12 protein-coding genes are annotated in these 11,995 nt (G+C 73.7%); 10 read left to right on the top strand and 2 right to left on the bottom strand.

Annotated features, from left to right (window positions below):
* The first annotated feature begins 11 nt into the window (after window positions 1–11).
* From IEZ03_RS37645 to lipB, 8 genes are all read left to right on the top strand, one after another.
* Window positions 12–962 carry a bifunctional adenosylcobinamide kinase/adenosylcobinamide-phosphate guanylyltransferase gene (locus tag IEZ03_RS37645; RefSeq protein ID WP_229808101.1) on the top strand — a complete coding sequence of 317 codons (951 nt, stop codon included), beginning with the start codon at window positions 12–14 and terminating at the stop codon, window positions 960–962.
* Window positions 959–1,717 carry an adenosylcobinamide-GDP ribazoletransferase gene (locus IEZ03_RS07365; protein WP_229808102.1) on the top strand — a complete coding sequence of 253 codons (759 nt, stop codon included), beginning with the start codon at window positions 959–961 and terminating at the stop codon, window positions 1,715–1,717. Before IEZ03_RS37645 ends, IEZ03_RS07365 begins: the two co-directional genes overlap by 4 nt.
* 101 nt (window positions 1,718–1,818) lie before the next feature.
* Window positions 1,819–3,312 carry a leucyl aminopeptidase gene (locus tag IEZ03_RS07370; protein WP_184886491.1) on the top strand — a complete coding sequence of 498 codons (1,494 nt, stop codon included), beginning with the start codon at window positions 1,819–1,821 and terminating at the stop codon, window positions 3,310–3,312.
* A 135-nt stretch (window positions 3,313–3,447) separates the two neighbouring features.
* Window positions 3,448–4,842 carry a dihydrolipoyl dehydrogenase gene (lpdA, locus tag IEZ03_RS07375; protein ID WP_184886493.1) on the top strand — a complete coding sequence of 465 codons (1,395 nt, stop codon included), beginning with the start codon at window positions 3,448–3,450 and terminating at the stop codon, window positions 4,840–4,842.
* Window positions 4,843–4,877: 35 nt separating this feature from the next.
* On the top strand, window positions 4,878–6,362 hold the full coding sequence (gene sucB, locus IEZ03_RS07380) for a 2-oxoglutarate dehydrogenase, E2 component, dihydrolipoamide succinyltransferase (RefSeq protein WP_184886495.1): 1,485 nt from the start codon (window positions 4,878–4,880) through the stop codon (window positions 6,360–6,362).
* 127 nt (window positions 6,363–6,489) lie between these two features.
* Window positions 6,490–7,398, top strand: a complete 909-nt coding sequence (locus tag IEZ03_RS07385; protein WP_184886497.1) for a TIGR01777 family oxidoreductase — start codon at window positions 6,490–6,492, stop codon at window positions 7,396–7,398.
* Window positions 7,399–7,530: 132 nt separating this feature from the next.
* A complete protein-coding gene (locus IEZ03_RS07390) occupies window positions 7,531–8,268 on the top strand; it encodes a Type 1 glutamine amidotransferase-like domain-containing protein (RefSeq protein ID WP_132046189.1) in 738 nt (245 codons plus the stop codon).
* Between the two features lie 33 nt (window positions 8,269–8,301).
* Window positions 8,302–8,994 (top strand): lipoyl(octanoyl) transferase LipB, encoded by a 693-nt coding sequence (gene lipB, locus IEZ03_RS07395; RefSeq protein WP_229808103.1) that lies wholly within the window; start codon window positions 8,302–8,304, stop codon window positions 8,992–8,994.
* A 13-nt stretch (window positions 8,995–9,007) separates the two neighbouring features.
* Here the strand turns inward: lipB and IEZ03_RS07400 are convergent, their stop codons facing one another.
* Complete coding sequence (locus IEZ03_RS07400; protein ID WP_184886499.1) at window positions 9,008–9,517, bottom strand: YfbM family protein; 510 nt, start codon at window positions 9,515–9,517, stop codon at window positions 9,008–9,010.
* Between the two features lie 195 nt (window positions 9,518–9,712).
* Here IEZ03_RS07400 and lipA point away from each other — a divergent pair, with 195 nt between their 5' ends.
* Window positions 9,713–10,642, top strand: a complete 930-nt coding sequence (gene lipA, locus IEZ03_RS07405; protein WP_184886501.1) for a lipoyl synthase — start codon at window positions 9,713–9,715, stop codon at window positions 10,640–10,642.
* A gap of 36 nt (window positions 10,643–10,678) precedes the next feature.
* Entirely contained in the window at window positions 10,679–11,374 is a 696-nt protein-coding gene (locus IEZ03_RS07410; protein WP_132046192.1) for a DUF4191 domain-containing protein, read from the top strand.
* Window positions 11,375–11,579: 205 nt separating this feature from the next.
* Here the strand turns inward: IEZ03_RS07410 and IEZ03_RS07415 are convergent.
* On the bottom strand, window positions 11,580–11,995 hold a 416-nt coding region (locus tag IEZ03_RS07415; protein WP_189241166.1), incomplete at its 5' end, for an RDD family protein.

The following is an 11,995-nucleotide window of genomic DNA, read 5'->3' on the forward strand; positions in this document are numbered from 1 at the left end:
TTCCGGACGAGATGAACATCGAGCTTCGCGGAATCGCCGCGCCGGACGGATGGCCCGCGCCGGACTGCCGCTGCGCGTCCTGCAGCAGGCTGCGCGCCGCCGGCGTCCGGTACGAGCCGGCCACCCCGGACCGCATCCTCGTCGGCGGGGTGCCGCTTGCGGACCGCCCGCGCACCGGCGTGCCCGGCGGCTACGAGGTGCGCGGCCCGCGGGGGCGGCGCGTGCTGGTCGCAGCCGGTCCCGGCGCGCTGCCCGAGCCCACTGGCGGTGTGGAGTACGACGCCGCCCTGCTGGACCTGGCCGGTTCGCCGGAGCACCTCGGCCGGCTGCGCCGCCTCGGGGCGGTGACGTCCAGGACGGAGGTGGCGGCCGTCCACGTCGACCACCGGCTGCCGTCACCCGCCGAACTGGAACGCCGCATGGCGTTCTGGAAGCAGCCGCAGGACGGTCCGCACCGGACCCTCCTGCTGGGCGGGACGCGGTCGGGCAAGTCCGCCGAGGCGGAGCTGCGGCTGGCCGCGTGCGCGGAGGTCCGCTACGTCGCCACGGGACCGTCCGGCGGCGATCCGGAATGGCGGGAGCGCGTCGCCGCCCATCGGCGCCGCCGCCCGGCCTGGTGGGAGACGGCCGAGACGACGGACCTTGCGGGCGTCCTGGCGTCCGCGACGGGCGCGGTGCTGGTGGACGGCATCGGCACCTGGCTCGCCGCGGCGATGGACGACACCGCCGCATGGGACGACCCGTCCCTCGTGCAGCCGCGACTGGACGAGCTCGTGTCGGCGTGGCGCGGCACGCGGGCGCGCGTGGTGGCGGTGAGCGAGGAGGTCGGCCTGTCGCTGGTCCCGGTGACGCCGCCCGGGCGGGCGTTCGGCGACCTGCTCGGCCGGCTCAACCAGCGGCTCGCGGCCGAGTCCGAGGAGGCGGCGCTGGTCGTGGCGGGACGCGTCGTGGAGCTCCGGTGATCGCGGGCCTGCGGCTGGCGGTCACGCTGCTGACCGTCGTCCCGGCGGGCACCGGCCGGGTCGACCGGGAGACCGCGCGCCGGGCGATGCTGCTCGCCCCCGCCGCCGGCCTGGTCACCGGAGGGGCCGCGGCGCTCGTCCTGCTCGCGGGCGACCTCCTCGGGCTGGCCCCGCTGCCCGCGGCGGCGCTCGCGGTCGCCGCGACGGCGGCCGTGACCCGGGCGCTGCACCTGGACGGCCTCGCGGACCTCGCGGACGGGCTCGGCAGCGGCCGCCCCGCCGCCGAGGCGCTGGAGATCATGAAGCGGTCCGACATCGGCCCGTTCGGCGTCGTCGCGCTGCTGCTGACGCTGCTCATCCAGGTCGCCGCCCTGGCCTCGGCGCCCGACCCGGCCGTCGCGGTGCTGATCGCGTCCGTCACGGGACGGCTGGCACTCCCCTGGGCCTGCCGCACGGGCGTCCCGTCCGCGCGCCCCGGCGGCCTCGGCGCGCTCGTAGCGGGCACCGTCCCGACCCCTGCGGCGGCGGCCGTCACCGCCGTCGTCTTGGCAGCGGCCGCGACGGCGGGGATGGCAGCGGACGGTCTCGGCGGCGCCCTGCACGGCGCCGCCGCCGTGGCCGCCGGGCTGGCCGCCGGGCTCGGGACGCTCCGGCACGCCGTCCGGCGCCTCGGCGGGGTGACCGGGGACGTCCTCGGCGCCCTGGTCGAGATCGCCGCGACCGCCGCTTTCATCGCCCTCATCTCGCTTCCCTGAGTGCGCCGCGGCCCTCGGGCCCATCGGAGACGGTCCCCGGACGGGCGACGCTTGATCGAAAAAGACGAAAGCGGTCACGAGGAGGACTAACATCGTGCTACGTGACGAGCATCAGCCTTGACAGCGAAGCCCTGGCCAGCATCGACGTCGACGCGATCGTCGTCGGCGTCTCCCCGGCGGAGGCGGGCCCCGCGCCGGCCGCCGGCTCGGAGGACCTCGACCGCGCGCTGGACGGGAGGCTCGCCGAGGCCCTGGCCGCGCTGGGCGCCACCGGCAAGGCCGGTGAGATCACGAAGCTGCCCGCGCTCGGCGCCGTCACCGCCAAGGTCGTCGTCGCCGCCGGACTGGGCGAGGACCCCACCGCCGAGGACGTCCGCCGCGCCGCCGGCGCCGCGGTCCGCTCCCTCGCCGGCACGTCCAGGGTCGCCGTGGCCCTGCCCGGCACCGAGGCCGACGGGACCGCCGAGAACGTGGAGGCCGTCGCAATCGGCGCCCTGCTCGGCGCGTACTCCTTCGACTCCTACCGCACCGGCGGCGAGCACAAGAGCCCCGTCGAGGAGATCCGGCTGATCGCGGCCGCGGACGGCGCCGGCGCCGCCGTGGAGCGCGCCCGGATCCTCGCCGAGTCGGTCAGGCTCGTCCGCGACCTGGTCAACACCCCGCCGTCCCACCTGTCCCCCGAGGACCTCGCCGGCGAGGCCGAGCGGGTCGCGGGCGAGACCGGCCTGTCCGTCCAGATCCTGGACGAGAAGGCCCTGGTGGACGGCGGCTACGGCGGCATCGCGGGCGTCGGGCAGGGCTCGGTCAACCCGCCGCGGCTCGTCCGCCTCTCCTACACCCACCCGGAGGCGTCCAAGACCCTCGCCCTGGTCGGCAAGGGCATCACGTTCGACTCGGGCGGCCTGTCCCTCAAGCCCGCCGAGGCGATGGACTGGATGAAGTCCGACATGGGCGGCGCCGCGGCCGTGCTCGGCGCGCTGGCCGGCATCGCGAGGCTCGGCCCCAAGGTCAACGTGGTCGGCTACCTGGCCATCGCCGAGAACATGCCGAGCGGCACCGCGCAGCGCCCGTCCGACGTCCTGCGCATCTACGGCGGCAAGACCGTGGAGGTCCTCAACACCGACGCCGAGGGCCGGCTCGTCCTGGCCGACGCCCTCGTCCGCGCGGGCGAGGACTCCCCCGACCTGATCGTGGACGTGGCCACGCTGACCGGCGCGCAACTCGTCGCGCTCGGCACCCGGACGACCGGGGTCATGGCCAACGACGACGCCGTCCGTGAGAAGGTGGTGGCGGCGGCCGAGCGCGCCGGGGAGCCGTCGTGGGGCATGCCCCTTCCGGCGGAGCTGCGCAAGGGCCTCGACTCGGCGGTCGCCGACATCGCCAACATCAGCGGCGAGCGGTGGGGCGGCATGCTGGTCGCCGGCACCTTCCTGAAGGAGTTCGTGCCGGACGGCGTCAAGTGGGCCCACCTCGACATCGCCGGACCGGCCTTCAACAAGGGCGAGCCCTACGGCTACACCCCGAAGGGCGGCACCGGGGCCGCCGCCCGGACGCTCGTCCAGATCGCCGAGGACGTCGCCGCCGGAATTCTGTAGCGGGTCCGCCCGCTGTCAGAGGGTGGAGAACAGACTAGATTTCTCGTGGCGGCGGGGGCCCGGTACCGGTGCGCCCCGCCCCGCCCAGGGCGCCCCGATCCACGGGGTGCCACGACCGGGGAAAGGGAGCGACCAGTGGCTGACAGCGGCCCCTTCGACATCGTCGTCCTAGGTGCCGGCAGCGGCGGTTACGCGTGCGCTCTGCGCGCCGCCGAGCTCGGCATGTCCGTCGCACTGATCGAGCGGGACGAGTCCCTCGGCGGGACGTGCCTGAACCGCGGGTGCATCCCCACCAAGGCGCTGCTGCACGCGGCCGAGGTGGCGGACCAGTCCCGCGAGGCGGCGAAGTTCGGTGTGAAGGCCACGTTCGAGGGCATCGACATCGGCGGTGTGAACGCCTACAAGGACAAGGTCGTCTCGACCACCGTGAAGGGCCTCACCGGGCTGATCAAGGCCCGGGGCATCGAGGTCGTGCACGGCTCCGGGCGGCTGACCGGCCCGACCACGGTGGAGGTCACCGTGGGCGAGGGGCAGGTCCGGAGCATCGAGGGCGGGCACATCGTGCTCGGCACGGGATCGGTGCCGAAGTCGCTGCCCGGCCTGGAGATCGACGGTGAGCGGATCATCTCCAGCGACCACGCGCTGCGGCTCGACCGCGTCCCCGGCTCGGTCGTCATCCTCGGCGGCGGCGTCATCGGCGTCGAGTTCGCCAGCGTCTGGCGCTCGTTCGGCGCCGAGGTGACCATCGTCGAGGCGCTGCCGCACCTGCTGCCGCTGGAGGAGGAGTCCAGCTCCAAGCGGCTGGAGCGCGCGTTCCGCAAGCGCGGCATCAAGTTCGAGGTCGGCAACCGGTTCGAGAGCGTCAAGCCCACCCAGGGCGGGGTCTCCGTCACCCTGGAGGGCGGCAAGAACTTCGACGCGGAGCTGCTGCTGGTGGCCGTGGGGCGCGCCCCGGTCTCCGAGGGCATCGGCCTGGCCGAGGTCGGCGTCGAGACCGAGCGCGGGTTCGTGAAGGTCGACGAGTACTGCCGGACGAACGTCCCCACCATCTCGGCCGTCGGCGACCTCGTCCCGACGCCGCAGCTGGCCCACGTCGGGTTCGCCGAGGGCATCCTGGTCGCCGAGCGGCTCGGCGGGCTCGGCCCGGCGCCGATCGACTACGACGGCGTCCCGCGCATCACCTACTCCGAGCCGGAGGTCGCCTCGGTCGGCATCACCTCCGCCGTGGCCAAGGAGCGCGGGCACGAGATCAAGGAGGTCACCTACGACCTGGCGGGCAACCCCAAGAGCAAGATCCTGGGCGCGCAGGGCGAGGTCAAGGTGATCGCGGCCGTGGACGGCCCCGTCCTCGGCATCCACATGGTCGGCCCGCGCGTCGGCGAGCTCATCGCCGAGGGCCAGCTCATCTACAACTGGGAGGCCCTGCCGGGCGAGGTCGCCCAGCTGATCCACCCCCACCCGACCCAGTCCGAGGCGGTCGGCGAGGCGCACCTCGCCCTCGCCGGCAAACCACTGCACGTGCACGGCTGAACGCCGCACAAGTATTCCGAAGGAGTCGCTGAGACATGCCGGTCTCCGTCACAATGCCCCAGCTCGGCGAGAGCGTCACCGAGGGCACCGTCACCCGCTGGCTCAAGAAGGAGGGCGAGCGCGTCGAGACCGACGAGCCGCTCCTGGAGGTGTCGACCGACAAGGTCGACACCGAGATCCCCTCGCCCGCCTCGGGCATCCTGACCAGCATCACCGTCGCCGAGGACGAGACCGTCGAGGTCGGCGCCGAGCTCGCGGTCATCGGGGACGAGGGCGACGCACCGGCCGGCGGCGGCGCCCCGGCCGCGCAGGAGGAGGCCCCCGCCCAGGAGGCCGCCCCCGAGCCGCAGCAGCAGGCCCCGGCGCAGGAGGCCCCCGCCCCCGAGCCGCAGCCGCAGGCCCAGGAGCAGGCCCCGCCGCCCGCCGCCTGGCCGCCGCCCGCCCAGGAGCAGCCGCCCGCGCCGCCGACCCCGGCGCCCGCGCCGGCCGCGCAGCAGCCCGCGCCGCAGCAGCCCGCGCCCGAGGCGCCGTCCGGCGACGGGCCCTACGTCACGCCGCTGGTGCGCAAGCTCGCCACCGAGCACAACGTCGACCTGTCCACGGTCAAGGGCACCGGTGTCGGCGGCCGCATCCGCAAGCAGGACGTCCTGGAGGCGGCCCGCGCCGCCCAGGAGGCCGCCCGGCAGCCGGCCGCGCCCGCCGCGCCCGCACCGGCTCCGGCGCCCGCCGCGGCACCCGCCGCGGGGCGGCAGCCGGCCCCGGCGCCCGCCGGCGCCCCCGCCGAGCAGCTCGCGCTGCGCGGCCGGACCGAGAAGATGTCGCGGATGCGGCAGACGATCGCCCGCCGCATGGTCGAGTCGCTGCAGGTCGCCGCGCAGCTCACCACGGTCGTCGAGGTGGACATCACCAAGATCGCGCGGCTCCGGGAGCAGGCCAAGGCCGACTTCCAGGCCCGCGAGGGCGTCAAGCTGTCGTTCCTGCCGTTCTTCGCCATGGCGACCGTCGAGGCGCTCAAGGCGCACCCGAAGCTGAACGCCGTCATCAACGGCGAGACCAACGAGGTCACCTACCACGACGTCGAGAACCTCAGCATCGCGGTGGACGTGCCGGAGCGGGGCCTCATGGTCCCGGTCGTGCACAACGCGGGCCAGCTCAACCTGGGCGGCCTCGCGCAGCGGATCGCCGACCTCGCCGAGCGCACCCGCGCCGGCAAGGTGAGCCCGGACGAGCTGGCGGGCGGCACGTTCACGCTGACCAACACCGGCAGCCGCGGCGCGCTGTTCGACACCCCGATCCTCAACCAGCCGCAGGTCGGCATGCTCGGCACCGGCGCGGTCGTCAAGCGCCCCGCCGTGATCGACGACCCCGACCTGGGCGAGGTCATCGCGGTGCGCTCGATGGTCTACCTGGCGCTGACCTACGACCACCGGCTGATCGACGGCGCGGACGCCGCCCGCTTCCTCGCCACGATCAAGCACCGCCTGGAGGAGGGCAACTTCGAGGCCGACCTCGGCCTCTGAGCCCTTGACGGCTCGCGACCCGGGCCCCCGCCGCAGGCCGGCGGGGGCCCGCGGTCCATTCCGGGGAAACCCGGGAGCCGCTGAGAATTTCAGCAGCCGGTGGCGCGGTCCACCTAGGGTGGGTTCCATGAGGGTCACCGTCACGGGCTCGTCGGGCCTCATCGGCTCGGCGCTGGTGAAGTCGCTGCGGGAGGACGGCCACGAGGTCGTCCGGCTGATACGGCGCGAACCGTCCGCACCGGACGAGGCGCGGTGGTCCCCCGCCGACGGCTGCGTCGAGGCCGCCGCCCTGGACGGCACGGACGCCGTGGTGCACCTGGCGGGCGCCGGGATCGGCGACCGGCCGTGGACGAGGGCGTACAAGCGCAAGGTCAGGGACAGCCGCGTCGTCGGCACCCGCACGATCGCGGAGGCGATCGCGGCGGCCGGGCGGCGCCCGGCCGTGCTGGTGTGCGGTTCGGCGATCGGCTACTACGGCGACACCGGCGGGCACGAGGTCGACGAGGACGCCCCTGCCGGCGAGGGCTTCCTGGCCGACCTCGTCCGCGACTGGGAGGCCGCCGCCACGCCCGCGGCGGAGGCGGGCGTCCGGGTCGTCCACCCGCGCACCGGCGTCATCCTGACCCGCGAAGGCGGGATGCTGGGCCGGACGCTGCCGCTGTTCCGGCTCGGGCTGGGCGGCAGGCTCGGCGACGGCCGGCAGTGGATCAGCTGGATCTCGCTGGCCGACCAGGTCGCGGCGCTGCGGTTCCTCATCGACCGGGAGATCGCCGGGCCGGTCAACCTGACCGCGCCGAACCCGGTGACCAACGAGGCCTACACGCGGGCGCTCGGCGGCGTGCTGCACCGGCCGACGCGGCTGGCCGTCCCCGCGTTCGCGCTCCGCGCCGCGCTGCGCGAGTTCGCCGCCGAAGGGCCGCTGATCAGCCAGCGGGTCCTGCCGCGGCGGCTGGAGAAGGCCGGCTTCCGGTTCGCCCACGACGACGTGGCGGACGCCCTCGCCGCCGCCCTGTCGGTCCCGAGCCCCGCCCTGTAAGCCCGCGCGCGAGGCGCGCGCGGTGAGCCCCGTCCCGTGAGTCCTGTCAGTCCCAAGAATCGTCAAAGTCCCGGCCGCTCCCGTTCGGTAGCCATACGGTGACATTGAGAGAGCTTGGTCAGAGGAGGGTGAATGAGCACCGACGGACAGCCGCACATTCTCGCGATCGGCGGGGGCACGTTCGTGCCGGACGGCAGGGAGGGGCTCGCACCCAGCCCGCTGCTGCGCTACGCGTTCGACCTGACCGGCCAGGACCGGCCGAGGGTCTGCTTCCTCACCACGGCGGTCGGCGACGGCGCCGAGTACGTCGCGCGCTTCTACGCCGCGTTCTCGTCGATGGACGCCGAGGTCAGCCACCTGACCCTGTTCCCGATGCCGAACGTGCCCGACGTCCGGGCGCACCTGCTCACCCAGGACCTGGTGTACGTGTCGGGCGGCAGCGTGGCGAACCTGCTGGCGCTGTGGCGGCTGCACGGCCTGGACGAGATCATGCGCGAGGCGTGGCAGGAGGGCGTCGTCCTGTCCGGGCAGAGCGCGGGCGCGCTGTGCTGGCACGTCGGCGGCAACACCGACTCCTTCGGGCCGCAGCTCCGCCCGCTGACCGACGGCCTGGGCTTCCTGCCGTTCTCCTGCGGGGTGCACTACGACAGCGACCCGCAGCGGCGCCCGCTGCTGCAGCAGCTCGTCGGCGAGGGGTCGCTGCCGGGCGGGTACGCGGCCGACGAGGCCGTCGGGCTGCACTACGTCGGCACCGAGTTCGTGCAGGCCGTCTCCTACCGGCGCGAGGCCGGCGCCTACCGCGTCGAGCCGGACGGGCCGGGGACGGCGAAGGAGCACCGGCTGCAGCCCCGCCTCCTCGCCGAACTCTGAAGCGGCGCGCCATTAGGGCTTAAGCTGGCATCCGTGAGCGATGTGGACGTACGCGAGCTGGTGGTGGTGCACGCCGGGTTCGGCACGGCGGCCGTTCCCTACACGGACGGATGGGAACTGCAGAAGCGCACCCACGCGCTGCGGGTCGACGACGTGATCCCCGACACCGTCCTGCTGATGGAGCACGAGCCGGTCTACACGGCGGGCAAGCGCACCGGAGCCCTCGACCGCCCGCTCGGCGACCCCGGCGCCCCCGTCGTGGACGTGGACCGCGGCGGCAAGATCACCTGGCACGGCCCGGGGCAGCTCACCGGCTACCCGATCGTCCGGCTGGACGACCCGAAGGACGTGGTCGGCTACGTGCGGCTGCTCGAGCGGATGATGATGGACGTCTGCGCCGAGTTCGGTCTGGAGACCGTCACCGTGGAGGGGCACAGCGGCCTGTGGGTGCCCGGCGCCCCGAACCGCAAGATCGGCTCCATCGGGATCCGGGTGGCGCGGGGCGTGGCGATGCACGGGTTCATGCTCAACTGCGACAACGACCTGGGCTGGTTCGACAAGATCGTCCCCTGCGGGATCCGCGACGTGGGCTCCACCAGCCTCAGCGCCGAACTGGGCCGCGACGTGCCGGTCGCCGAGGTCGTCCCGATGGTCGAGCGGCACCTGGCCGCCGCGTTCGGCGCGGTGGCCGCACTCCACCGCACCAAGGCGCAACTGGGCGCCTGAGCGCCCGCCGGGCTCAGCCCTCGGGGAACATCACCTTGTACACGGCCTGCCCCTCGGCGGCGGCCGCCCCGAAGAACTTCGCCAGCCCGTCGTAGGCGGGCTTGAGCACCCTGTCGCGGGCGGCGCCGTCCAGCCTGCCCGCGTCCTGGACGCCCGCCCGGCCCATCGCCGCCGGGTCGTACCGCTCGGCGAGCTTCGCGAACGGCGTCGCGGCCAGGTGGTCGGCGGCCGGCTTGACCCGGTCGGGCGCCAGGTAGATGACGTCCATGCCCAGCTCGTCGGCGCCGTCCTCGGTGAGCAGCCGGCCCCCGCACACCAGGTCGGCCTCGGGCTGCCGCCCGTCCCACGGGTCGCCGGTGACGAGGTAGTGCACCGCCTGCCACGCCCAGCCGAGATCGAACAGCTCCGCCGCGCCGCGCCGGCGCCAGTCGGCGGTGCCGAAGACGTGGCGGGCGATCCGGCCGGGATCGGGCTCCCCCTCCAGTACCGGCGGCACCCTGAGGTACGACATTGCCAGACCCACGGCGGTCCTCCTGCTAACGCTGTTGCGTGACGACAGGGAGTCACCCTAGAGAGATCGGCTGTTGGACATGGCGGAAACACGCGAATCAGCGAGGTGAAGAGGGTACTGTCATGCGTTCGAGATCGCTCCGATACGCCTTTGAGCCCCGCGGCGGCCGATGTGCCGGACCGGAGATCCCGACGTACGCTGGGTGCCGTGACGACGGTGACACCTGAGGGACGCAAGCTCCTGCGCGTCGAGGCGCGCAACAGCCAGACCCCGATCGAGCGCAAGCCCGAGTGGATCAAGACCCGGCTGAAGATGGGCCCGCAGTACCGCGAGCTCAGCGGGCTGGTGAAGTCCGAGGGCCTGCACACCGTGTGCCAGGAGGCCGGCTGCCCCAACATCTACGAATGCTGGGAGGACCGGGAGGCCACGTTCCTGATCGGCGGCGACCAGTGCACCCGGCGCTGCGACTTCTGCCAGATCGACACGGGGAAGCCGGCGGAACTCGACCGGGACGAGCCGCGCCGCGTCGCCGAGTCCGTCGCCACGATGGGACTGAAGTACGCCACCGTCACCGGCGTCGCCCGCGACGACCTCGACGACGGCGGGGCCTGGCTGTACGCCGAGACCGTCCGGCGGATCCACGCGGCGATCCCCGGCTGCGGCGTCGAGCTGCTGATCCCCGACTTCAACGCGGTGCCCGAGCAGCTCGCCGAGGTCTTCTCGTCCCGGCCGGAGGTGCTCGCGCACAACGTGGAGACCGTCCCGCGGATCTTCAAGCGGATCCGGCCCGGTTTCCGCTACGAGCGCTCCCTCGACGTCCTGACGATGGCGCGCGCGGACGGCCTGGTCACCAAGTCCAACCTGATCCTCGGCATGGGCGAGACCCGCGAGGAGGTCTCGCAGGCCCTCCGCGACCTGCACGCGGCCGGCTGCGAACTCGTCACGATCACCCAGTACCTGCGGCCGAGCCCCCGCCACCACCCGGTCGAGCGGTGGGTGAAGCCCGAGGAGTTCGTGGAGCTGGCCGCCGAGGCCGAGGAGATCGGCTTCGCGGGCGTCATGTCGGGGCCGCTCGTCCGGTCCAGCTACCGCGCCGGCCGCCTGTACAAGCAGGCGATCGAGGCGCGGGAGGGCTGAGCGCGCGAACGCCGCGACACGACTATCCTTGGATTTATGTCGAAGAAGCCCACGGACGGGGCCCAGGAGCGTCCGGGCCGCCTCAAGCAGATCCGCATGGTCGCCCAGCTGCTCCGGCAGGCCGACCCGAAGGCCCTGCCGATCGTGTTCGCCTCGGCGATCGGCGCCCTGGTCGTCGTCATCCTCATCGGGCTGGTCTTCGGCCAGCTGTGGTTCTTCATCCCGATGGGGGTGCTGACCGCGCTGGCGGTCGGCATGATCGTGTTCGGCCAGCTGGCGCAGCGCGCGCAGTACAAGGCGATCGCCGGGCAGCCGGGCGCCGCCGTCGCGATCCTGAAGAACATGCGCGGCGACTGGACGGTCACCGAGGCCGTCAGCGGCAACCGCAACCTCGACATGGTGCACCGCGCGGTGGGCCGCCCAGGCGTGGTGCTGGTGTCGGAGGGCCCGCGCAGCCGCGTCGGCCCGCTGCTCGGCGCCGAGAAGAAGCGCCTGTCCCGTGCCGCGCAGCAGGTGCCGATCTACGACGTGCAGGTCGGGACCGACGAGGGCCAGATCCCGGTGGACAAGCTGCAGCGCCATCTGATGAAGCTGCCCCGCAACCTCAAGAAGCCGCAGGTGGCCGAGCTGAACGACCGGCTGCAGGCGCTCCCGCGGTCGATGCAGATGCCGAAGGGCCCGATCCCGAAGGGCGTCAAGATGCCCAAGGGCCCCAAGCCCAAGATGCGCTGAGTTGATTGCAGTCCAGGCCCACTGCGCTCGCTGGCGCTCGCTCCGTGACCTGGCCTGTGCGAGCGCGAATCGCTTCGCGATCTTCCCGGTGAGGCTTGCCTCCGGCTTCGCCTCACCGGTCAGTTAGCGCGCTCGCGTGCGTGGCTGAGGTCTCTTCGGAGAAATGCCCTACGGCATCCTTCTTGAGTTCCTGTAGGGAGCACGGTCAGATGTTCACGACGACCGTGTTGGCGGCGCGGTCGTGGAGGCCGCGGTAGTCCCGGTCCCAGATGAGCGCGGGGACGACCAGCACGAGCAGCAGCGTCCGGACCAGCGACCAGCCGAGGCCGACGGGCTTCCCGTCCAGCCGGGCGACGTGGATGCCGCACAGCCGCTTGCCGATCGTCGTGCCGAGCAGGGCGGTCAGCAGCCACGCCTGGATCGCGAAGACGACCAGCGTCCACATGCTGCGCTGCGACGGGTCCCAGCCGAGCGAGCGCGCCAGCAGGCTCGCGACCAGCAGGGACAGCCCCCAGTCGACGAACAGCCCGACGAGCCGCCGGCCGTAGGACGCGACGGCGCCGCTGCCGCCGGCCGGGAGGCCGAGCCGCTCGCCCGGGTCACCGAGGTCGGCGCCGGCCG

This window comes from Actinomadura livida, from assembly GCF_014648675.1.
Taxonomy (GTDB): domain Bacteria; phylum Actinomycetota; class Actinomycetes; order Streptosporangiales; family Streptosporangiaceae; genus Spirillospora; species Spirillospora livida.